This window comes from Saccharopolyspora shandongensis (assembly GCF_900106995.1).
Lineage (GTDB): Bacteria > Actinomycetota > Actinomycetes > Mycobacteriales > Pseudonocardiaceae > Saccharopolyspora > Saccharopolyspora shandongensis.
Map to the genome: position 1 here is coordinate 21280 of NZ_FNOK01000020.1, position 22351 is coordinate 43630.

Genomic DNA, 22351 nt, shown 5'->3' on the forward strand with positions numbered 1-22351 from the left:
TATGTGCACGGTGCACTCAGCCGCCGCTAGTACCGGTGTCACTGCCGCTGCCGCTGCCGCCGCTGCCGCCGGTGTCGCTGTGGCCGCCCGTGCCGGTATCGCTGCCAGTACCGGTGCCGCCGGTGCCGCTGCCGGTGCCCGTACTGCTGTCGCTGCCAGTGCTGCTGTCGCTACCCGTGCCCGTGCCGGTATCGCTGCCCGTGCCCGTGCTGGTGTCGCCGCCGGTACCAGTGCCGGTATCGCTGCCAGTGCTGCTGTCGCTACCCGTGCCGGTACCGCCGCCAGTGCCGGTATCGCTGCCGGTGCCGGTGCTGCTGTCGCTGCCAGTGCCCCCGCCGGTACCGCTGTGGCCGCCAGTTCCGGTGTCGCTGCCAGTGCCTCCGCCGGTGCCGGTACCGCCGGTGTCGCCGCCGGTGCCGCTGTGGCCGCCGGTGCTGCCGTCGCTGCCAGTGCCGCCGCCGGTGTCGGTGCCGCCGGGGTTGCTGCCGTGCTGCCCAGGCTCGAACGGATTCGGGGGTGCGGGTGCTGCCGGAGGCACCGCCGGCTCACTGTTCGTGCCCTTACCGGGCTCGAAGGGGGGCGGCGGTGCCGACTCCGGAACGTGAGGCGGTACGTACGGGTTCGGGGGCGGGGATTCGGGCCCACCGAACGGGTTCGGCGGCGCGGATTCGGGTCCGCCGAACGGGTTCGGCGGCACCGGTTCCGGAACATGAGGTGGCACGAACGGGTTCGGCGGCGGCGGTTCCGGTGCAGCCGGTGTCGGCGGGGCCTGCACTCCGGGAGGTTCGGGAGGTCGTGGCTCGGGAGCACTCCCGCTCGGCCAGAACGTGTAGATCAGGCCACCGACGGCGATCACTGTGCCCACCACGGCGACGACCTTCTTGAAACGCCCCTTGACGACCTCGAACCCGACTTGCGCCGCCTTGACCAGACTCGTGTCCGCCAGCCACTTCGCGATCTGGCTCACCACGCCCGGGCCTTCGGAAGGCTCCGCTCCACCCGGTCCCGGCGCCGGGGGCAGCTGATCACCCGGCTCACCGTCAGGTCCCACGGGCGGCGCGGAAGGTCCGGGGGTCGGCTGCGCCTGGCCCGGCTTCAAGGTCCAGTCCGGCGCTTTATCACCGGTGCGCAACGTGGGCGTCTTACCGGCACCCGCATCCACCGCGGGCGGCTCGCCGGCACTCGGCATCGGCTCCGCGGGCTCGGTGACCGGCAGCTCCGAAACGTCATCACCGGCCGGACGCCCCGGTTCGTAACCCTCGACCGGCCCCAGACCGGAATCTTCGGGCGGCGTCACGCCGAACTCGTCCAAAGCGGTTTGGTCCGCCCAGTTGTCCCCTTGGTGGTCGTTCAGGAAGTCCTCGCTCGCGCGGGACCCGTTGAGGCGAGCGGTCCGCGCCTCCTCGATGCGTTGCCTGGTCGCCTCGATCTCCCGCTGACCGTCCCGGAGTTCGTCGCTGAGCCCGCGCGCTTCCTCATCGAGGTGCTCGACCTCCGACACCGGTTTTCCAAGGGCCTCGGCCTCCTGCACCTCCGGCCGATGCATCTTCTGGTGCATCGCCAGCGCCTTCTGGGCGACCTCCAGGCCCCTCTCCTGATTTTCGATGTAGTTATCGATCGCCTTCTGGACGACCTGCTGCTTCGTGGTGACCATTCGTCCCCGCCTCCGGATCCTCCACGTGCTCGTCCGAAGAGAGGGCTGCGCCAGCGGCCGCCGTCCGGCCGGGACCCCATGTGGTGCAGCCGGTCCCCGACAGGCCGGGAATCTCCACTCCCAGTCCACGCCACATCGATTCGTGGACCGAAAGAGCAGAAAGTCCCAACGAGCGAACGCCTGGTCAGGACCCCGATGATGCTCAGAATTGGTAATACAGGAAGGGGCTGAAGGAGCCGGTGGCGACCAGCAGGCCCGCGTAGCCGAGGCCGAGGGTCAGGACTCCGATCCGGAGCGCGTAGGCCCGCGGGGTCCGGACCGCTTCCAGGAACGGGCCCGTTCCCGAGTTCGCCGGCAGCGCCACGACCACGAGCGCCAGCAGCAGGAACACCAGGCGCTGGTTCGTCACCGACGCCGCGACGATGTCCGTCAGGCCCGCGAAGTCCGGCAAGAGCATGTGGCCCAGCATCACGAACGCGCTGCCCAGGTCCGGCGACCGGAAGAACACCCAGCCGATCACCACCAGCAGCATCGTCAGCGCGCGGCGGCCGAGCCGGGCCCGGGTGCTGCTCGGCGCGTGCGACCAGCCGAAGGCGCGCTCCACCACCAGCAGCGCGCCGTGGAAAAGCCCCCACACCAGGTACGTCCACGCTGCGCCGTGCCAGAAGCCGGTCAGCACGAAGATGATCGCCAGGTTCCGGTAGGTGCGCGCCGTGCCGCCGCGGTTGCCGCCCAGCGGGATGTAGACGTAGTCCCGGAACCAGCGGGACAGCGACATGTGCCAGCGGCGCCAGAACTCCGTGACCGTCACCGACGAGTACGGCCGGGCGAAGTTCTCTGGCAGCCGGAACCCGAGCATCCGGCCCAGCCCGATCGCCATGTCCGAGTAGCCGGAGAAGTCGAAGTACAGCTGCATCGCGTAGCCGATCGCGCCGAGCCAGGCGATCGCGAACGTCATGTCCTCGTTCGGGGTCGCGAAGCAGGCGTCCACCATTGGCGCCAGCGTGTCCGCGATGACGACCTTCTTCGTCAGGCCCCACGCGAACCGCGGGAAGCCCGCCGCGATGTCGTCGAGCCGGTGCGTCCGCTGCTGCGGGAGCTGGTCGGCGATCTCCCGGTAGCGCACGATCGGACCGGCCACCAGCTGCGGGAACATCGCGATGTAGGTGATGAACGAGACCGGATCGCGCAGCGCCGGGCGCTCGCCCCGGTAGATGTCCACCACGTAGGAGATGTGGTGGAACGTGTAGAACGAGATCCCGATCGGCAACGCCAGGTGCAGCACCGAGAAGTCGCCGCCGAACCACTGGCTGAGCACCGCGAGCTGCGCGGTGGCGAACCCGGCGTACTTCCAGATCGCCAGGATCGCGAGGTTGAACGAGATCGTGCCGATCAGCAGCCACTTCCGCCGGTTCTGCTCGAAACCCCAGTCGTCGGGCTCCAATCGCCGACCGGCGAAGTAGTTCACCACGATGCAGGCGAGCAGCAGCAGCGTCGTCCCGCCCGCGCCGCTGACGTAGAACAGGAGGCTCGCCACGGCGATCACGACGTTGCGTCCGCTGCGCGGTGCGATCAGCACGGCCGCGAGCACGGCCGGCAGGAAGTACCAGAGGAACAGCGGACTTGCGAACGACATCGGGGCCTCGGGGTACGGGAGGCCCTCGCCTCCCCGCTGGTGCGGAATTGCTCCGTCGGACTCTAGCCGAGCCCGGACCGTCACCGACCCGGAACGCGATGAGTGCAAACCCGGGACGGCCGCCGCGACGATCGCCTAGCCTGGGGCTCATGAACGCTCCGCCGCCGCCCGGCTGGTACCCGGACCAGGCAGATCCGCGTTACGTGCGTTGGTGGGACGGTCGGCAGTGGACCCCGCACGTCCAGCCCGCCCAGCCGGTCCAGCAGCAGCACCCGGCCGCGCAGCGCAACGACGCCTCGGCCATCGAGATGGCGATGGGCGGCACCGGCGACGCCGCGTCCGTCCAGCACCAGGTGCAGCAGCGCGCCGGTGTCGGCGGCACGATCGGCGGCGGCGGTGGCACGCTGTTCACCGAGCCGGTGCTGGTGATCAACCAGAAGGCGAAGCTGATCGAGATGGCGAACGAGTACGCCGTCTACGACCAGCACGGCCGCCAGCTCGGCTCGGTCATGCAGGTCGGCCAGAGCGGCGCGCAGAAGGCGCTGCGGCTGCTCACCAAGCTCGACTCGATGATGACCGTGACGCTGGAGATCCGCGACAACACCGGCCGCCCGGTCCTGGTGCTGACCCGCCCGGCGACCATGTGGAAGGGCACGGTCCACGTGCAGCGACCGGACCAGTCGCCGGTCGGGGACATCAAGCTGGCGAACGTCTGGGGCAAGGCCAGGTTCGACTTCGAGGTCAACGGGCAGCGCATCGGCGGCATGCGCGCGGAGAACCTGCGCGCCTGGGACATCAAGATCCTCGACCACGCGGACACCGAGATCGGTCAGATCAGCAAGACCTGGCAGGGCCTGGCGAAGGCGGCGTTCACCACCGCGGACAACTACGTCCTGCAGATCCACCGGCCGCTCCAGGACCCGCTGCTGAGCATGGTCGTCGCATCGGCCCTGACGGTCGACACCATCCTCAGCCAGAACCAGTCCTGACGTCCCCACCCGCAGTTTCAATTGAAACTGACCCTCAAGTTTCAATGAGGTTTTTCCAACCTCGTTTTGCGTGGCGGTGCGGGTGGCGGCCCCCCTGCGGGAGTTACAGCGTCCGCCTGGACTGTGGGTGCCCTGACTTATGTATGCCAATACACGGCGTCAGGGCCGTCCTCGCCAGAGGAACTTCAGAGGGGTGGGCTCCGTGAACCCGCGGCGGTGCCAGTTGCGAGGGTGGACCCGAAAGCGCCTGACGGCGCTTGGCGACGGCACGCACTCAAGCGCAGGTCAGACACCGCAGCTGCGGTACCCGACCAGGATGAAAAACCCTCAATGGAAACTGCACCCCTCCCGGTGTGTCGGGGCACGACGCACCGGAGGGTGTGGACAACCTCGTACGGCTGTGGACAACTTGCGGACCAACAGACCGTTCCCGGTCGGCCGGGTCCGAGGGGTGGTGCCCTGGCCGGGGGTCAGCGCCTGCGGCGGCGGGCGACTTCGGCGAGGACCACGCCCGCCGCGACCGAGGCGTTGAGCGACTCCACGCCGCCCGCCATCGGGATCGACACCGTCTGGTCGCAGGTTTCCCGGACCAGCCGGGACAGCCCGCGCCCCTCCGAGCCCACGACGACCACCAGCGGTCCCGTCGCCAGCTCCAGCTCGTCCGAGGTGACGTCGGCGTCGGCGTCCAGGCCGATGACCATCAGCCCCGCTTCCTTCAGGTCCTTCAGCGTGCGGGTGAGGTTGACCGCCTTGGCCACCGGCAGCTTCGCGGCCGTGCCCGCACTGGTGCGCCAGGCGACGGCCGTGATCCCGGCGCTGCGCCGCTGCGGCACGATCACGCCGTGCGCGCCGAACGCCGCAGCGGAGCGGATCACCGCACCGAGGTTGCGCGGGTCGGTCACGCCGTCGAGCGCGACGATCAGCGGCGGCATGCCGGAGTCGTGCGCCGCCCTGAGCACGTCGTCCGGGTGCGCGTAGGAGAACTGCGGCACCTGGAGCGCGAGCCCCTGGTGCATCGCGTTGTTCGTCATCCGGTCGAGCTCGATGCGCGGCACGTCGACCACGGAGATCCCGCGCGACTTCGCCTCCCGCACCGCCTCGGTGACCCGGTCGTCGATGTCGATGCCCTGCGCCACGTACAGCCCGGTCGCCGGCACGCCGGCCCGGATGCACTCCACCACCGGGTTGCGCCCGGCCACCAGCTCCGGCTGCGAGTCCTGCTGCGCCTTGCGCTTCGCGCGCTGCTGCTCCGCATTGCTGCGCGCGTCGGCGCGCCGCTTCGCGGGGTGGCTGACCCGGTTCTCCGCCTTCGGCGTCGGCCCCTTGCCGGTCAGTCCCCGACGACGCTGCCCGCCGGATCCGACGACCATGCCCTTCTTGTTGCTCTTGCGCATGCCGCCGCGGCGTTTGTCGTTGCCGGCCACGTGTTACCCGTCTTTCAATGTCCACATCGGACCGTCGGGGGTGTCCTCGACGGCAATCCCGCTGGCCTGCAACCGATCGCGCAGCAGGTCGGCGGTGGCGAAGTCGCGCTCCTTGCGGGCCTGCTGGCGCTGGTCCAGCATCACCTGGACCAGGTCGGCCAGCGCGGTGTGCGCGGCGTCGTCCGAACCGGCGTCCTCGGCCCACTTCTCGGACAGCGGGTCCAACCCGAGCACGTCCATCATGGCCCGCACCGACGCCGCCGCGTCGCGAGCCGCCTCGTCGTCACCGCGGTCCAGCGCCGCGTTGCCCTCCCGGACCACGTTGTGCACCGCCGCGATCGCCTGCGGCGTCGACAGGTCGTCGTCCATCGCCTCGGCGAACTCCGCGGCCACCGCGCCCGGCTCGACGTTGCCGGCGCGCTGCCCGACGCGTCGCACGAACGACTCGATGCGCCGGTAAGCGGCGACCGCTTCGGCCAGCCCACCCTCGGAGAACTCGATCGTCGACCGGTAGTGCGGCGTGACCAGGTAGTAGCGCAGCTCGGCCGCGCGGGCGCGCTTGAGCACCGCCGGGATGGACAGCGTGTTGCCGAGCGACTTCGACATCTTCTCGCCGCTCATGGTCACCCAGGCGTTGTGCATCCAGTACCGCGCGAAGCCGTCTCCGGCCGCGTTCGACTGGGCCAGCTCGTTCTCGTGGTGCGGGAACACCAGGTCCAAGCCGCCGCCGTGGATGTCGAACTCGCCGCCGAGGTAGAAGGTGGCCATCGCGGAGCATTCCAGGTGCCAGCCCGGGCGGCCGTGACCCCACGGCGTCGGCCAGCTCGGCTCGCCCGGCTTCGCGCCCTTCCACAGCGTGAAGTCGCGCGGGTCGCGCTTGCCGCTGGCCAGGGTCTCGCCCTGCTGCACCTCTTCGAGGCGCTGACCGGATAGCTTGCCGTAGTGATCGGCGTAGGAGGCCACCGAGAAGTAGACGTCGCCGCCCGCCGCGTAGGCGTGACCCTTGTCGATCAGCCGCTGGATCAGGTCGACCATCTGCGTGACGTGCCCGGTCGCTCGCGGCAGCACCGACGGCGGCTGGCAGCCGAGCTGGTCGTAGGCCAGCTCGAAGGCGCGCTCGTGCGTCGCGGCCCACTCCCACCACGGCCGACCGGCTTCACCGGCCTTGGTGAGGATCTTGTCGTCGATGTCGGTGACGTTGCGGACCAGGCGCACGTCGTAGCCGCCCCGCTGCAGCCAGCGACGCAGCACGTCGAAGTTCAGGCCGCTGCGGACGTGGCCGACGTGCGGAATGCCCTGCACGGTGGCACCACAGACGTAGATCGACGCCACTCCGTCGCAGCGCGGGTGGAATTCGCGCGTCGTGCGGGTCGCGGTGTCGTGCAGGTGCAGGCTCACGCCCCTGATGGTACGGGGGCAGGTCGGCGCGCAATCACGACAGGGGCTGGCGCGTCAAGGGGTAGTGATCGTCAGCGCAATACGTCGGCGACGGCGGTCAGCAATCCGTCCGGCCGCTCGGTGGTGGACACGGGGTCGACGATCGCCACCCGGCAGCCGACCGCCGCCGCGCCGCCGTCGGCCTCCTCGCTGTCGCCGACCATCAGCGCCTCCTCCGGCGCGACGCCGAGCCGCTCGCAGGCGCGCAGGAAGATCTTCGGGTCCGGCTTGATGACGCCTTCGAGGTAGGACAGCAGGAACTCGTCGACGTAGCCGGCGACGCCGATCCGCTCGAACGCGGGCCGGATGTCGAAGGCGATGTTGCTGATCACGCCGATCTTGGTGCCCGACTCGTGCAGCCGGCGCATCACCTCGAAGGTGTCCGGGTACGCCGTCCAGTAGTCGGGATCGATCAGCCGCTCGTAGAGGCCCACGGCCTGGCCGTCCTGCACGCCGGAGCTGCGCAGCACCTCCACGTAGACCTTGCGGTGCAGGGCCGGATCGAGGTCGCGGTTGTCCCACGCGTCCTGGAATTCCGGGCCGAGCTGCACGATCTGGCCGACCGGCGCCGTCATCCGGCGCATCACCTCGGCCTGCGCCTCCAGGTCGAACGGGGCGCCGTCGCCGTCGGCGAGGTCGGTGAACCAGGACTCGTCTTCTTCGAGACGGAACAGCGTGCCGGAGAAATCGAAGAGCACCGCGCGCGAAGTCACGACACCAACGGTAGGTGGCCTGGACCGGGCCGGGCACCGACATGCGGTCAAGCTCACGACCCGGCCCACTCCTCCGCCGCAGTCAGCAGCGCGGCGTCTGGTGGCTGCGCATCGGGACGACGATGCCCGCGATGCAGATCGCCGCACTCACCCACAACAGGATCACGGCCGCCGCCAGACCGAGGCCGCTGCCCCCGGACCACAACACGAACGACCCTGGCCACACCAACACCGGCTGCACTACGAGCAGCCGACGCACCCACCGGTTCCGCTCGATCACCATGCGTCGAGCATGGCGCGCACCGACCCCGGCATTCCAGACCGCGAGCCCTGAGTTTTCCCTGACTCCGCCTATCCGTCACGCCCAGCTATCCGCCCGTTACTCGACAGGCCAGGCTCAACCGCCGATCAGGTGCCGTGCGTACTTCGTGTCGCTATCGCAGCACAAAGTGCGCACGGCCCCGTGGCCAGCCGGAATCGTCAGGCCGCCGGGAAGACCAGGGCGGTGGCGACGGCGGCGATGCCTTCTCCGCGGCCGGTGAGGCCCAGGCCGTCGGAAGTCGTGCCGGACACCGACACCGGCGCGCCGATCGCCTCCGAAAGCACCTGCTGCGCCTCGTCGCGGCGCTTGCCGATGCGCGGCGCGTTGCCGATCACCTGCACGGTCGCGTTGCCGATCCGAAAACCCGCCGCGGCGACCCGGTTCCGCACCTCGATCAGGAAGTCCGCGCCGTGGGCACCGGCCCAGCGGTCGTCGTCGGTGCCGAACACCGCGCCGAGATCGCCGAGCCCTGCCGCCGACAGCAGCGCGTCGCACAGCGCGTGCGCCGCGACGTCACCGTCGGAGTGCCCGGCGCAGCCGTCCACGCCCGGCCAGAGCAGGCCCGCCATCCAGCAGTCGCGCCCGGCTTCGACGGGGTGGACGTCGACGCCCTGGCCGACTCGGGGCAGCAGCTCGGTCACTCGGGTTCTCCAGCCACGGCCAGCACCGATTCGGCGATGGCCAGATCGAAGGCGGTGGTGATCTTCAGGGCGTGCGGGTGCCCGGCGACGGTGTGCACCTTGCCGCCGACCCGCTCGACGAGCCCGGCGTCGTCGGTGGCCACATCACCGGCCGCGGCGTAGGCCTCCCGCAGCACGTCAATGGCGAAACCTTGGGGTGTCTGCACCGCCCGCAACTGCGAGCGGTCCACGGTCGAGACGACGTCGCCCGCGTCGTCGACCTGCTTGATCGTGTCGGTCACCGGCAGCACCGGGATCACCGCGGGAGCGCCCTGCTCTACCGCGGACACGACGTCCCGGATCATCGAAGCCGGGGTGAAAGCACGTGCGGCGTCGTGCACCAGCACGACCCGCGCATCGGGCGCGATCTGCTCGACCGCGTCGAGCGCGCGCCGCACGGAGTCGGTCCGCTCCGCTCCCCCGGCGACCACGTGCGCGGACGGCAACGCGGCCAGCTCCGCGGTCACCACCTCGACCTGATCGGCCGGGGCCGCGACCACGACGTGCTGCACGCGGCCCGAGGCCAACAGGCCGCGGACCGCGCGCAACAACAACGATTCACCGATCACCGGAACCAGCGCCTTCGGCATCCCGGCACCCAGGCGCACCCCGCGGCCGGCCGCGGGTACCAGCGCGACAACGCTCACGCTCGTCTATTCCCGATGATCACACTGCGGTGGCGAGGACTTCGTCCAGCAGGGTTTCCGCCTTGCCTTCGTCAGTACCTTCGGCCAATGCCAACTCGCTGACCAGGATCTGCCGCGCCTTCGCGAGCATTCGCTTCTCGCCTGCGGACAGGCCACGATCCTTCTCGCGTCGCCAGAGGTCGCGCACCACTTCGGCCACCTTGTTCACATCGCCGGAGGCGAGCTTCTCCAGGTTGGCCTTGTACCGTCGAGACCAGTTGGTGGGCTCTTCGGTGTGCGGGGCCCGCAGCACGTCGAAGACCCGGTCGAGCCCCTCCTGGCCGACAACGTCCCGGACGCCGACGATCTCGGCGTTGTCCGCGGGAACGCGCACGGTCAGGTCGCCCTGCGCGACCTTGAGGACGAGATACTGCTTTTCCTCGCCCTTGATCACACGAGTCTCGATTGCTTCGATGAGCGCGGCACCGTGATGCGGGTAGACGACGGTCTCTCCGACCTTGAAAACCATGTGTCCTCTGCCCCTTTCGCTATGCCCAGTTTAGCACGTGGGGCAACGGGGCCTCGACCACCTCACCATCCGTATTCGCAGGTCAGGCGGCAGACGGGGGTTGACAAGGATGCCCCGAACGTGCAAGGAGACACCTTTCGGCCCACTGAAATCGTCCACTATGGATAGTCTGGCCGGAGTGCCATCCGGGCCTCCGGCAACCCGGAAATAGGTAGTTCGGCTAGCCCCTGGAACGGCCGCGCGCGGTGGGGATTAAGCTTCCAGCGGTTGTCCGGCAATCAGGAAGGACGCTGCATCCGTGAGCCGCCCTCAGCACCTCAAGGCCGTTCGCCTGCGGTTGATCCCGGCCGTCATCGGGCTCGGCGCCGTCGTCGCCCTCGCCGGGTGCAGTGCAGGTCAGGTGACCGAGACCGACACCCAGGTCGCCGCCGTCAACGGTGGCAGCGGTGACCTCAAGCAGATCTCGATCCGCGACGCCACCTTCACCTTCCCGACCACCGACGCGCGCTACCCGGCCGGCTCGTCCGCGCCGGTGCAGCTGGTGATCGCCAACGAGGGGCCGAACGACAAGCTGGTCCAGGTCACCAGCCCGTACGCCGCGTCGGCCACCCTCGGCGGGATCACCGAGCTGCCGAGCCGGACGGCGCTGCACGCCACCGGCGGGTCCGCGCAGGTCCAGCAGGGCGAGACGGCCGCGGACCGCGTGGTGCAGATCACGCTGAACGGGTTCAAGCAGGACATCACGCCCGGCGTGACGGTCCCGGTGACCTTCGTCTTCGAGAAGGCCGGCGCGGTCACCGTGCAGGTGCCGGTGGGTGCCGACCACTCGCCGCGCCCCGAGCACGGCAGCCCGGCTGCGGGCGCCGAGCAGGGCGGCGGTCACTGACCGCAGGCTTCGCCGGAACGGGCCGTCCGCACGCGCGGGCGGCCCGTTCCGCGTTCTCGCGGTGCCGCGATTTCCATTGAGGTCGAAGGTCCGATTTCCGTTGAAATCGCGGAGCCGCGGACTGCGCGTGATCCACTCGATCGCGGTGAATCCGGCACGGCCGCAGGACCGGCGCGATGCCGGTGACCGGGCCTGTCGTCGCGGACGGATAGCCTCGCCGAGTGCCCCCGAAGAACACCCGCACCGCCCGTCCCGGATACCGCTGCGCCGACTGCGGCCACGAGGTCGCCAAGTGGGTCGGTCGCTGCCCGAGCTGCCAGGCGTGGGGCACCATCGACGAGACCGCCGCCGCCCGACCGGTGCTGGCCAAGGTCGCGGCGGGCGCCCCGTCCACCCCGGCCCGGCCGATCGCCGAGGTCGACCTCGATTCCGCCCGCGCGGTGTCCACCGGCATCGGGGAGCTGGACCGGGTGCTGGGCGGCGGGATCGTGCCCGGCGCGGTCGTGCTGCTGGCCGGCGAGCCCGGAGTGGGAAAGTCCACACTCCTGCTGGAGGTCGCGCACCGCTGGGCCGCGGGCGCCTCACCCGGCCCATCGCTCTACGTCACGGGTGAGGAATCCGCAGGTCAGGTGCGACTTCGCGCGGAGCGCACCGATTCGGTGCACCCGGAGCTCTACCTCGGCGCCGAAAGCAACCTGTCCGCCGTGCTCGGGCATGTCGACGCGGTGCAGCCCGGCCTGCTGATCGTCGACTCGGTGCAGACCGTGCAGTCGCCCGAGGCCGACGGCAGTCCCGGCGGCGTCACGCAGGTCCGCGCGGTGACCACGGCCCTGGTGTCGCTGGCCAAGGAACGCGGCCTGCCGGTGGTGCTGGTGGGGCACGTCACGAAGGACGGCGCGGTGGCCGGTCCGCGCGTGCTGGAGCACCTGGTCGACGTGGTGCTGCACTTCGAGGGCGACCGGCACTCGGCGCTGCGGATGCTGCGCGGCGTGAAGAACCGGTTCGGGCCCGCCGACGAGGTCGGCTGCTTCGAGCAGCGCGACGACGGCATCGCCGAGGTCCCGGACCCGTCCGGGCTGTTCATCAACCGCAACGAGACCCAGGTCGACGGCACCGCGGTGACCGTGATGGTCGAGGGCAAGCGCCCGCTGCTGGTCGAGGTCCAGTCGCTGGTGATGAAGACCCAGATGGCCATGCCGCGGCGGTCGGTCAGCGGCCTGGACTCGGCCCGGGTGTCGATGATGCTCGCCGTGCTGGGCAAGCACGGCAAGGTGCCCACCGGCGAGTACGACGTGTTCGCGGCGACGGTCGGCGGCACGAAGGTGCACGAGCCCGCCGCGGACCTCGCGATCGCGCTGGCCATCGCCTCGTCCCAGAAGGGCAAGCCGCTGCCGCCGAACCTGATCGCGGTCGGCGAGGTGGGGCTCGCCGGGGAGATCCGGCGGGTCAGCAGCGTCGGGCGGCGGCTGGCCGAAGCGGCCAGACTCGGGTTCGACCGGGCGCTGGTGCCGCCGGACGCGGGCCCGCTGCCGAAGGGCGTGCGCGCCACGGTGGTGTCGAACGTCAGCGAGGCGCTCAAGATCGTGGGTGTCAAATGAGCCACGAGCAGCTGCGCGGCACGCTCGCCCGGCTGGCTCCCGGAACCGCGCTGCGGGACGGGCTGGAGCGCATCCTGCGCGGCCGCACCGGCGGCCTGATCGTGCTCGGCTACGACCCGGCGGTGGAGGCGCTCTGCGACGGCGGGTTCCACCTGGACATCGAGTTCAGCGCGACCCGGCTGCGCGAGCTGTCCAAGATGGACGGCGCGGTGGTGCTGTCCACGGGCGCGACGCGGATCATGCGGGCGAACGTGCACCTGGTGCCCGACGCGAGCACGCCCACCGAGGAGTCCGGCACCCGGCACCGCACGGCGGAGCGCACCGCGATCCAGACCGGCTACCCGGTCGTGTCGGTGAGCCAGTCGATGAGCATCATCAGCGTCTACACGCAGGGCCACCGGCACGTGCTGATCGGCTCGCCGGAGATCCTCTCCCGCGCCAACCAGGCGATGGCGACCCTGGAGCGCTACACCGCGCGGCTGGCCGAGGTCGCGCAGGCGCTGTCGGCGCTGGAGATCGAGGACTACGTGACGTTGCGCGACGCGATGACCGTCGTGCAGCGGATGGAGATGGTGCGGCGGATCGCCGACGAGATCGAGGGCGACGTCGTCGAGCTCGGCAAGGACGGCCGGTTGATCGAGCTGCAGCTGGACGAGCTGATCGGCTCCTCGCGGAAGGCGCGCGGCGGTCACGCGAGGGACGGCATCGACCTGGACCGCGAGCTGATCGTGCAGGAGTACCTGCCGACCAGCGGCGCGATGCCGACCTCCGAGCAGGTCGAGGCGGCGCTGCACGAACTCGACGGCACGGAACTGCTGGACCTGACGGCGATCGCCGGCGCCTTCGGCTACTCGGACAAGCCGGAGGCGCTGGAGGAGCACCTGAGCCCGCGCGGCTACCGGCTGCTCGCGAGGGTGCCGCGGCTGCCGGCGGCGGTGCGGCGGCAGCTGGTGGAGCATTTCGGCTCGCTGCAGCGGCTGCTCGCGGCGACGGTGGCCGAGCTGCGCGAGGTGGATTCGATCGGCGAGGCGAGGGCGAGCGCGATCCGGGAGGGCCTCTCCCGCCTGGCGGAATCCTCCATAGTGGACCGATTCGCCTGACGAGCGCCCAGCACGGGACTCCCAATTTTGCCTAAAAATGGGAACCCCATCGCACCCCGACACCCCCGCAAGGCTCCGATTTTGCCTAAAATTGGGAACCCCATCGCACCTCGGCACCCCCGCAAGGCTCTGACTTTGCCTAAAAATGGAGGGCTTCGGGGCGGCGGTCAGTTGGCCGCGGTCAGGCGGAACGGGGTCGGGGAACTGTTGAGCGCCGCCAGCCTGGCCATCACCTGGTAGTCGCCCGCCTGGGCCTTCCCCTGGCCGTCCTTGCAGTCCGATGTGGACGTCTGGCCCGACCACTGGACGTCGTTGCGCACCGACTGGCCCGGCTGCAGCAGCGCCTGCTCGTTCGTCGACTCCGAGTAGCAGTCGCTGCTCGACCACACGTGCTTCCCGCCCGGGGTCGACACCATCAGCTCGCGCAGCAGGCGGTTGATGTCGCGCACGCACGCGCGGTCTCCCGCGTTGGTCACCACGATGCTCATGCCGACCCGCTCGCCCACCTTGAAGTCCGGGCGGGCCACCTCGGCCACGACGCGCATCGACTCGTCCGCGCAAGGCTGCGGCGGCGCGTCGGCCGCCACCGCGACCGGCGGCCCCGGCGGCGGGACGGCTTGCGGCCCCGAGGCCCCGCCCAGCAGAGCGAACGCACCCCAGCCGAGGAGCGCCACCGCCAGCACGACCGCACCGATCGCCACCGCGCGGCGACGCCAGTACACCGCGGGCGGGAGCGGACCGGTCGGATCAATCACGGCAACGACAGTAACCCGGCAGCTATTCCAAATAGCGTTACCGACGATCACCCAATTGGGCGCATCACGATCGGTCCGGTCCCGGAGCCGGGGAACGCGCGCCCGCCGAACGCGCTCCCGGCCGCCGCGCGGAGCAGCGCGATTCCTCGCGAGATCGACGCCGACTCGAGTGACCGGTCGATTTCGCGGGGAACTGCATCCCGCGCCCGGAACTGCGGACATATTCGCAGGTGGGCGAGGCTGTTCCGAGTCCAGTCAAGTGAGGTTCGCGCGACGGCCGGGGTGACTCCGCGTGGTCCTTTCGGGCGTGTTCTCCCGCGCACCGGGAGCCTGGCAGGATCGGTGGTGCCATGAAGACCACCGCCGCACATCCCGCCCCGCCCCTGGATCCGGTCGAGCTCATCGACTGGTTCGCCGCCACCGCCCGGCCGCTGCCGTGGCGCGCGCCCGGCACCACGGGCTGGGGCGTGCTGGTCAGCGAGACGATGCTGCAGCAGACCCCGGTCAACCGGGTCCAGCCGATCTGGGAGGAGTGGATGCGCCGCTGGCCGCGCCCCTCCGACCTGGCCGCCGAGCCGCAGGGCGAGGTGGTGCGCGCCTGGGGGAAGCTCGGCTACCCGCGCCGGGCGCTGCGGCTGCACGAGGCCGCCGCGACGATCGCCGCCGAGCACGGCGACGTCGTGCCGTCCGATGTCGACACGCTGCTGGCCCTGCCGGGCATCGGCGCCTACACCGCCCGAGCCGTGGCGGCCTTCGCATACGGCAAGCGGGCTCCGGTGGTCGACACGAACGTCCGGCGAGTGGTGGCGCGCGCCGTGCACGGCGCTGGCGACGCCGGTCCGCCGTCGACCAAGCGCGACCTCAACGACGTCGACGCCCTGCTCCCGGCCGACGATGCGAGCGCCGCGAAGCTCTCGGCTGCGCTGATGGAGCTCGGCCAGGTGGTGTGCACCGTGCGGTCGCCGCTGTGCGAGGCCTGCCCGATCGCGCAAGACTGCGCCTGGCAGCACGCCGGCCGCCCGGCCTACGCCGGGCCGCCGAAGAAGGTGCAGAAGTTCGCCGGCACCGATCGCCAGGTGCGTGGCAAGCTGCTGGACGTCCTGCGCGGCTCGACCGGCCCGGTGCTGCGCGAGCAGCTGGACGCGGTCTGGTCGGACGCCGGGCAGCGCGACCGCTGCCTGGATTCCCTGCTGGTGGACGGGCTGATCGAGCAGACCACCGACGGCCGCTTCGCACTGCCCGGCGAGCACTGATGGCGCAGGCGGTGGTGGCGTTCTTCGACGACGCCGCGGATTCCGCCGTCCGGGCACTGTGGCGGCGCCTGGACGCGGCCGGGGTGCCGAGCGTCGCCGCGCGCAAGCACCGCCCGCACGTCATCTTCGCCGCGGCCCGCACCATGCCGGCCGCGGCGCGCAAGGCGCTGCGCTCCGAGCTGGAGCTGCTGTCCATTCCGGACCTTTGGCTGCACACGCTGGGAACCTTCCCCGGCGAGGAGCGGGTGCTACTGCTGGGTGCGGTCGTGGACACCGAGCTGCTGGCGGTGCACTCGGCAGTGCACGACGCGCTGGCCGGGCGGGTGCAGCACCCCTCCGCCTACTACTTCCCGGGCACGTGGATCCCGCACTGCACGCTCGCCCAGGGCATCACCGACGACCAGCTGGCGGCGGGTTTCCGGGCGCTGCAACCGCCGGAGCCGGTGCGCGCCGGGATCGGCGAGATCGCCATCGTCGACACCAAGACCGGCGAGGCGGAAACCGTCACCACCCGCTGATCCTCCCGTCGCCGATTTCGGCCGCGTGACCCGAACGTGCTCGACACGCCTCGGGGCCGCGACATCCGATCCACAGTGGACTACCGTCGATCACGAGTTGCCGACCTCCGCGCGAGCCGCCACTTTGGAGCAGCAAAATCGCGCACGCAGGAGGGTGAATGGACGTCGACGGCGTGGCCATCCTCGCCCGCGGAATCGCCGCCAGGGGCCCCGAGGGCATCGTGTTCGCCAACCTGGACCTGCGCGTCGAACCCGGCGCGCTGGCCGTGATCGCCGGGCCGTCCGGCACGGGCCGCACCGCGCTGCTGCTCGCGCTGTCCGGCAGGCTCCCGCTCGTCACCGGGCACCTGGACGTTTCCGGGCACGTGCTGCCCGCGCAGGCCAAGGCGGTGCGGCAGCTGATCCGCCCCGCGCGGCTGCGCCCCGGCTACGAGCTGGAGGACAAGCACCGGGTCCGCGAGGCGATCGCGGAACGCCGCCTGATCAGCGGCGTCTCCGAGAGCGCCGTGGAAGCCGCGCTCGACCGGGTCCGGATCGCCCCGGACCGCACCGCGCTGATCGACGAGCTGCACCCCGCCGAGCGACTGCTGTTCGCGGTGGCGCTGACGATCGCCGGCTCCCCCGCCGGAATCCTCGTCGACGACGTCGACGCGGGCCTCCCCCGGGCGGGCCGCGCGCAGGTGTGGGCGGGGCTTCGCGAGGTGACCCGCACCGGGATGACGGTGCTGGCCAGCGCGACCGATCCGCCGTCCGGCGACGTCGACGTGATCCCGCTGCCCGTCCGCGAGCCGGAACGGCCCACGAAGGTGCTCGACCGGCAGGAAGAAGAGGTCGCCCGGTGAAAGCGATCAAGCTGGCCTGGCTGGAGCTGCGGCGCTTCCGCGGGCCGCTGCGCCGCTTCGTGCCGCTCGTGCTGATCCTGGTCCCGCTGCTGTACGGGTCGCTGTACCTGTGGTCGAACTGGGATCCCTACGGCAAGTTGAACCGGGTGCCGGTCGCGGTGGTCAACTCCGACCAGGCGGTCGACGCCCGCGGCGAACACATCAACGCAGGCGAGCAGTTCGTCCAGCAGCTCAAGGCGACCGACATCTTCGACTGGAACTTCGTGGATTCCGCCGAGGCGCGGCACGGCCTCGTGGAAGGCCGGTACTACTTCACGATCGAGGTCCCCTCGGACTTCAGCACGAAGCTCGCGACCGCGGCCGCCCGCAACCCGGAACGCGCCGCGCTGCAGATCGTCAAGAACGACGCCAACGGCTACATCGCCGGGATCATGGCCGACACGGTCCAGACCGAGCTGCAGAACCAGATCAACGCCGCCGCGCACGCCACCTACGCCCGCGCGCTCTACGGCGAGCTGGACCAGGCGCGGGAGAAGCTGCAGCTGGCCTCGGAAGCGTCGAAGCAGCTCGTCGAGGGCACCGACCTGAGCAAGCAGGGCACCGCAGCGCTTTCCAAGGGCCTCAACGGGGTGCGCGACGGCACCGGCCAGGTCTCGCGCGGCGTGCAGGACATCTCGGACGCCACCGCGCAGCTGAGCAAGCAGCTGTCCGCGGTCAGCAACTTCACCGCCGAGCGGCTGCCCGGCGCGGTCAACGCCCTGGTCAAGGCGAGCAACATCGCGGTCAACAGCCTGAGCACGATCAAGACCACCACCGGGTTCCTCGGCCAGCGCGCCGCCGAGGGCCGCTCGGCGATCGAGGAACTCGGCAAGCGGCACCCCGAGATCGCCCAGGACGCCGCCTACCAGCGCGCCCTGGACAACGCGCAGAAGCTGGCCGATTCCGCGAGCAACGCCGACAAGGACGCCCAGCAGGCCCTGGCCACGGCGCAGGACGCCAACTCGCAGGCGCTGACGCTGCAGAACAACATGGGCCCGCTGCAGAACCAGATCCGCGCGTTCACCGCGCCGGCGGACACGCTGCGCGCGGGTGTCGCGGAACTCGCCGGCGGCGCCAACGGCATCACCAACGGCCTGGACACGCTGGCGGCGAGCAGCGGCGTGCTGGAGACCGGCGCCGGGCAGCTCAACGACGGCGCGAAGAACCTGCAGGGCCTGGTCGACGACACGCTGGACAAGATCCCGCCGACGAACCCCACCGAGGTCGCGCAGGCCGCCGACGTCCTCGGGTCGCCGACCGAGATCCGCACCGACAACCTCAACCCGGCGCACGTGTACGGGCGCGGGCTGGCGCCGTTCTTCTTCGCGATCGCCCTCTGGGTCTTCGGGCTGTTCGCGTACCTGCTGCTCAAGCCGGTGAACCTGCGCGCGCTCGGGGATCGCGTCGGGGCGTTCACCATCGCGCTCGCCGGTTTGCTGCCCGCGGCGGTGCTGGGCATCGTCGGCGGGCTGGTGCTGTACGCGGTGGTCGACTTCGGGCTCGGGCTCGACCCGGTGCACGTCTGGTGGACGATCGGGCTGGTCTCGCTGGCCGCGGTCGCGTTCGTGGCGATCGACCACTTCCTGCGCACCGCGCTCGGCGCCGTCGGCGACCTGCTGTCGCTGGTGCTGCTGATCATCCAGCTCACCGCCTCCGGCGGGCTGTACCCGATGGAGACCGCCCCGGCGCCGTTCCAGGCCGTGCACCCGTTCCTGCCGATGACCTACCTGGTCGACGGGCTGCGCGTGACGATCTCCGGCGGCGTCACCGAGCACCTGCTCCAGGACGTGGTGGTGCTGGCGGGCTTCCTGGTCGTCTTCCTGGCCCTGACAACGCTGGTGGTCCAGCGCCAACGGGTCTGGAACATCGGCCGCCTGCATCCCCAGATCGAGCTGTGAAACCTGTTTCCAGGCTCGTAGCGGCGTGGGTGGGCTGAGCGGCAGCCGGCGGGCGAGCCCGCCGCGGTCGCCGGTGGCCGCGGCGGGCTCGTAGGCTGGCTGCATGGCTGTTGTGAAGATCAATGCGATCGAGATCCCTGAAGGTGCGGGCCCGGAGCTGGAGAAGCGGTTCGCTTCGCGGCACGGCTCGGTGGACAGCGCTCCCGGGTTCCTCGGGTTCGAGCTGCTGCGCCCGGTGAAGGGCGAGAACCGCTACTTCGTGTACACGAAGTGGGAGTCCGAGGAGGCGTTCCAGGCGTGGGCCAGCGGCCCGGCGAAGGAGGCGCACGCGGGCGAGGCGAAGAACCCGGTGGCCTCCGGGTCCAGCCTGCTGGAGTTCGAGCTCGTCCAGGAATCCCACCCCGGCAAGTGACCCAGGTCCCGTGAGTGTTCCGGGGCGCCACAGCACCCCGGAACATTCACGGGCACTGCCTCGCGACGGCTCGATCAGCCGGTCAGGACGACCGTGGCGAGGATCGCGCGGTGGTCGGCGCCGGCCACGTCGATGGTGCGGAACGACTGGGGCGCGATGCCGCCGCTGGTGAGCGCGTGGTCGATCGTGACCGGCGGCGGGAACCAGGTGCCCGGGCCCGGCCAGGTCGGGTGCAGGCCGTCGCCGGTGGCCTCGGCGACGTCGGTGTAGCCCAGGCCGATCAGGTACTTGAGCCGGGTGTGGTCGAGGGTCGCGTTGAAGTCGCCCACCAGCATCCGGGGCGTGCCGTCGGTGGCCGGCGCCGGCAGCGCGCGGATCTCCTGGGCCCAGACCGCGGCCGTGTCCTTGCCCATCGGGTAGAGCGGGTGCACCGCGACGATCTCGAAGGCCGGCGAGCCCGGCCGCTGCACCCGCGCCGACGGCTGGGCCAGCGTCGAATCCGGCACCAGCGACAGTTCCTGCAGCGGGTAGCGCGACGCGATCCCGGAACCGCCCGCCTTGGGCCCCGGCTGGAACACCCGGTGCGGCAGCGTCTCGGCGAGCCCGGCGGCGTCCAGCGCGGCGACCAGCTCGGGCGTGAGTTCCTGCAGGCTCAGCACGTCGACCTGGTTCTGCCGCACGATGTCCACGACCTGCGCGGCATCCGCCCCGCCGAAGTAGCCGTTCAGCGACATCACCCGCAGCTCAACGCCCTGCGCCGGAGTCGCGTCGGGAATGGCGCGCGGCGCCACGGAAAGCACCAGGATCGCGGTCGCCAGGCCGACGACGAGCGCGGTCAACCAGCGCCGCAGGATCACGGCGAGCAGCGCCAGCACGATGCCGGACAGCGCCGCGTACTGGGTCAACGCCGCCAGCGCCACCAGGTACCGGCCGCTGTCCCAGCCCGACAGCGGCAGCGTCGCCCAGGCCAGCAAGCCGATCGCGGCCAGCGCCAGCAGCACCGTGACCACGCGGCCACCGGGTTTGCGCCGCGGTGGGTCGTCGCTCTCCGGCTCGACGACCAACGTCTGATCCATCCTGGCTCCCCATGTCGTCCGCGTCACCCAGCCTGTCAGCGAGCTGTGCGCGGCCTGTCAGCAACCCCCTGGACGGTGAAGGCATGTCATTCGCGATCCAGGCCGAGGGCCTGATCAAACGATTCGGCACCACCACCGCGCTGGCCGGGGTGGATCTCGCCGTGCCGGCGGGGACGATCCTCGGCGTGCTCGGGCCCAACGGTGCGGGCAAGACCACCGCGGTCCGGATCCTGGCCACCTTGCTGCGGCCGGATGCGGGCACCGCGACCGTCGCGGGCTACGACGTGCTCCGCCAACCGGTCGCGGTGCGCAGCCGCATCGGGCTCACCGGCCAGTACGCCTCGGTCGACGAGGAGCTCACCGGCATCGAGAACCTGGTGCTCATCGGTCGGTTGCTGGAAATGCCGAAGCGCGACGCCAAGGCGCGGGCGGCCGAACTGCTGGAGCGGTTCGGCCTCACCGACGCCGGCGGCCGCGCGATCAAGACCTACTCCGGCGGCATGCGGCGCCGCCTGGATCTCGCGGCGAGCCTGGTCGGCCGCCCCGAGATCCTCTACCTGGACGAGCCCACCACCGGGCTCGACCCGCGCAGCCGCAACCAGGTGTGGGACATGGTGCGCACGCTGTCCGCCGAGGGCGTGACGGTGCTGCTGACCACCCAGTACCTGGAGGAGGCCGATCAGCTGGCCGACCGGATCAGCGTGATCGACCACGGCCGGGTGGTCGCCGACGGCCGCGCCGACGAGCTCAAGCGCCGCGTCGGCGGCCAGACCCTGCAGGTGCGGCCGACCGATCTGGCGAACGTGCCCGCGGTGCGCGGGATCCTCGCCGAGCTGACCGGCGCCGAACCGGCCACGAACGACGACAGCGGGCTGCTGACCACGCCGGTCGACGACCCGGTGCTGCTGTCCACCCTGGTCCGCCGGCTCGACGACGCCGGGATCACCGCCGACGAGCTCGCACTGCGCCTGCCCAGCCTGGACGAGGTGTTCCTGGCCATCACCGGCAAGACCGCCGAGGAGGAGACCGCCGCATGACCGCCACGATCGAACGTCCGCCGGCCGCGCCGACGACCACGGCGGAGCGCATCGGCCCGATCCGCGCGCTGCGGCACGGCCTGACGCTGGCCGGGCGCAGCATCCTCAAGATCCGCAAGTCGCCCGAGGGCCTGATCGACGTCACCATCCAGCCGATCCTGTTCCTGGTCATGTTCGTCTACCTCTTCGGCGGGGCGATCGTCGGGGACACCAGCTCGTACCTGCAGCTCACGCTGCCCGGCGTGATGGCGATGAACATGGTCTTCGCCAGCCTCGGCACCGGTTGGGCGCTCAACACCGACATCTCCAAGGGCGTCTTCGACCGGTTCCGCAGCCTGCCGGTGGCGAGGTCGGCGCCGCTGATCGGCGCGGTGCTGGGCGACATCGTGCGCTACCTGGTGGCGCTGGCGGTGCTGCTGGTCTTCGCCACCATCATGGGCTTCCGCATCCAGACCGATCCGCTGTCCGCGCTGGCCGCGATCGTGGTGGTGATCGCCTTCGCGCTGGCGATGTGCTGGATCACGGTGTTCCTCGGGATGCTGATCAAGAACCAGCAGGCGCTGCCCGGCGTGGCGATGGCGTTCATGTTCCCGCTGACCATGGGCAGCAACGTGTTCGTGCCGACCGAGACGATGCCGGGCTGGCTGCAGGCGTGGGTGACCATCAACCCGGTCACCAAGCTCGCGGACACCGCGCGCGGCCTGATGATCGGCGGCCCGGTCGCCGGGCCGCTGACGGCGACGCTGATCTGGATGGTCGCGATCGTGGCGGTGTTCTTCCCGCTGGCGATGTGGGCGTACCGCCGTCGGATGTGACCATCGGCGCCGCTCCGGAGCGGCGTTTCCGCAGGCAGAGGGCCGTGCGCGTTTTGTGTCGCCATAGCAGCACAAAACGCGCACGGCCCCTGTGACCAGCGGAAACCGAACC

22 protein-coding genes are annotated in these 22351 nt (G+C 70.8%); 11 read left to right on the top strand and 11 right to left on the bottom strand.

What is annotated here, in order from left to right:
* Positions 1-16: 16 nt before the first annotated feature.
* Together BLW84_RS21625 and BLW84_RS21630 are read right to left on the bottom strand one after the other, a co-directional pair.
* Positions 17-1654, bottom strand: coding sequence for a hypothetical protein (locus tag BLW84_RS21625; protein ID WP_093267923.1), 1638 nt, complete (start codon positions 1652-1654; stop codon positions 17-19).
* A 202-nt stretch (positions 1655-1856) separates the two neighbouring features.
* On the bottom strand, positions 1857-3290 hold the full coding sequence (locus BLW84_RS21630) for an MBOAT family O-acyltransferase (protein WP_093267925.1): 1434 nt from the start codon (positions 3288-3290) through the stop codon (positions 1857-1859).
* Positions 3291-3439: 149 nt separating this feature from the next.
* Between BLW84_RS21630 and BLW84_RS21635 the strand changes: the two genes are divergently transcribed.
* The gene (locus BLW84_RS21635; RefSeq protein WP_093267927.1) at positions 3440-4279 is read left to right on the top strand and encodes an LURP-one-related family protein; all 840 of its coding nucleotides are present in this window, start codon (positions 3440-3442) and stop codon (positions 4277-4279) included.
* Positions 4280-4749: 470 nt separating this feature from the next.
* Here BLW84_RS21635 and rlmB read toward each other — a convergent pair whose 3' ends face one another.
* The 7 genes from rlmB to BLW84_RS21670 all read right to left on the bottom strand — a co-directional run bounded on the left by rlmB (position 4750) and on the right by BLW84_RS21670 (position 10010).
* The gene (rlmB, locus tag BLW84_RS21640) at positions 4750-5703 is read right to left on the bottom strand and encodes a 23S rRNA (guanosine(2251)-2'-O)-methyltransferase RlmB (protein WP_093267929.1); all 954 of its coding nucleotides are present in this window, start codon (positions 5701-5703) and stop codon (positions 4750-4752) included.
* A gap of 3 nt (positions 5704-5706) precedes the next feature.
* Positions 5707-7101, bottom strand: a complete 1395-nt coding sequence (cysS, locus tag BLW84_RS21645) for a cysteine--tRNA ligase (protein WP_093267931.1) — start codon at positions 7099-7101, stop codon at positions 5707-5709.
* A 71-nt stretch (positions 7102-7172) separates the two neighbouring features.
* Positions 7173-7853: an HAD family hydrolase gene (locus tag BLW84_RS21650; protein ID WP_093267933.1), complete on the bottom strand. Its 681-nt coding sequence runs from the start codon at positions 7851-7853 to the stop codon at positions 7173-7175.
* A gap of 82 nt (positions 7854-7935) precedes the next feature.
* Positions 7936-8136 carry a hypothetical protein gene (locus BLW84_RS21655; RefSeq protein WP_093267935.1) on the bottom strand — a complete coding sequence of 67 codons (201 nt, stop codon included), beginning with the start codon at positions 8134-8136 and terminating at the stop codon, positions 7936-7938.
* A gap of 197 nt (positions 8137-8333) precedes the next feature.
* Positions 8334-8816, bottom strand: coding sequence for a 2-C-methyl-D-erythritol 2,4-cyclodiphosphate synthase (ispF, locus tag BLW84_RS21660; protein WP_281247430.1), 483 nt, complete (start codon positions 8814-8816; stop codon positions 8334-8336).
* Entirely contained in the window at positions 8813-9502 is a 690-nt protein-coding gene (ispD, locus tag BLW84_RS21665) for a 2-C-methyl-D-erythritol 4-phosphate cytidylyltransferase (RefSeq protein WP_093267937.1), read from the bottom strand. The genes ispF and ispD overlap by 4 nt, the downstream gene beginning before the upstream one ends.
* A 19-nt stretch (positions 9503-9521) precedes the next feature.
* Complete coding sequence (locus tag BLW84_RS21670; RefSeq protein ID WP_009947449.1) at positions 9522-10010, bottom strand: CarD family transcriptional regulator; 489 nt, start codon at positions 10008-10010, stop codon at positions 9522-9524.
* A 298-nt stretch (positions 10011-10308) separates the two neighbouring features.
* On the opposite strand from BLW84_RS21670, the gene BLW84_RS21675 reads away from it, so the two are divergent.
* The 3 genes from BLW84_RS21675 (at position 10309) to disA (ending at position 13594) form a co-directional block, all read left to right on the top strand.
* A complete protein-coding gene (locus BLW84_RS21675) occupies positions 10309-10896 on the top strand; it encodes a copper chaperone PCu(A)C domain-containing protein (RefSeq protein WP_177226622.1) in 588 nt (195 codons plus the stop codon).
* 221 nt (positions 10897-11117) lie between these two features.
* Positions 11118-12494: a DNA repair protein RadA gene (radA, locus tag BLW84_RS21680; RefSeq protein WP_093267939.1), complete on the top strand. Its 1377-nt coding sequence runs from the start codon at positions 11118-11120 to the stop codon at positions 12492-12494.
* Positions 12491-13594 (top strand): DNA integrity scanning diadenylate cyclase DisA, encoded by a 1104-nt coding sequence (gene disA / locus BLW84_RS21685; RefSeq protein WP_093267941.1) that lies wholly within the window; start codon positions 12491-12493, stop codon positions 13592-13594. Before radA ends, disA begins: the two co-directional genes overlap by 4 nt.
* A 167-nt stretch (positions 13595-13761) precedes the next feature.
* On the opposite strand, the gene BLW84_RS21690 is transcribed toward disA, so the two are convergent.
* Positions 13762-14349, bottom strand: a complete 588-nt coding sequence (locus BLW84_RS21690; RefSeq protein ID WP_093267942.1) for a hypothetical protein — start codon at positions 14347-14349, stop codon at positions 13762-13764.
* 350 nt (positions 14350-14699) lie between these two features.
* Here BLW84_RS21690 and BLW84_RS21695 point away from each other — a divergent pair, with 350 nt between their 5' ends.
* The 5 genes from BLW84_RS21695 (at position 14700) to BLW84_RS21715 (ending at position 19311) form a co-directional block, all read left to right on the top strand.
* Positions 14700-15602, top strand: coding sequence for an HhH-GPD family protein (locus BLW84_RS21695; RefSeq protein WP_093267944.1), 903 nt, complete (start codon positions 14700-14702; stop codon positions 15600-15602).
* Positions 15602-16120, top strand: a complete 519-nt coding sequence (locus tag BLW84_RS21700; RefSeq protein WP_093267945.1) for a 2'-5' RNA ligase family protein — start codon at positions 15602-15604, stop codon at positions 16118-16120. The genes BLW84_RS21695 and BLW84_RS21700 overlap by 1 nt, the downstream gene beginning before the upstream one ends.
* 158 nt (positions 16121-16278) lie before the next feature.
* Positions 16279-16962 carry an ATP-binding cassette domain-containing protein gene (locus BLW84_RS21705; protein ID WP_093267947.1) on the top strand — a complete coding sequence of 228 codons (684 nt, stop codon included), beginning with the start codon at positions 16279-16281 and terminating at the stop codon, positions 16960-16962.
* Positions 16959-18899 carry a YhgE/Pip domain-containing protein gene (locus BLW84_RS21710; RefSeq protein ID WP_093267949.1) on the top strand — a complete coding sequence of 647 codons (1941 nt, stop codon included), beginning with the start codon at positions 16959-16961 and terminating at the stop codon, positions 18897-18899. Before BLW84_RS21705 ends, BLW84_RS21710 begins: the two co-directional genes overlap by 4 nt.
* Positions 18900-19002: 103 nt before the next feature.
* On the top strand, positions 19003-19311 hold the full coding sequence (locus tag BLW84_RS21715; RefSeq protein WP_093267950.1) for an antibiotic biosynthesis monooxygenase family protein: 309 nt from the start codon (positions 19003-19005) through the stop codon (positions 19309-19311).
* 74 nt (positions 19312-19385) lie between these two features.
* Here the strand turns inward: BLW84_RS21715 and BLW84_RS21720 are convergent, their stop codons facing one another.
* Complete coding sequence (locus BLW84_RS21720; protein WP_093267952.1) at positions 19386-20387, bottom strand: endonuclease/exonuclease/phosphatase family protein; 1002 nt, start codon at positions 20385-20387, stop codon at positions 19386-19388.
* A gap of 83 nt (positions 20388-20470) precedes the next feature.
* On the opposite strand from BLW84_RS21720, the gene BLW84_RS21725 reads away from it, so the two are divergent.
* Positions 20471-21424: an ATP-binding cassette domain-containing protein gene (locus BLW84_RS21725; RefSeq protein ID WP_093267953.1), complete on the top strand. Its 954-nt coding sequence runs from the start codon at positions 20471-20473 to the stop codon at positions 21422-21424.
* Positions 21421-22239, top strand: a complete 819-nt coding sequence (locus BLW84_RS21730) for an ABC transporter permease (RefSeq protein ID WP_093267954.1) — start codon at positions 21421-21423, stop codon at positions 22237-22239. Before BLW84_RS21725 ends, BLW84_RS21730 begins: the two co-directional genes overlap by 4 nt.
* Positions 22240-22351 lie beyond the last annotated feature (112 nt).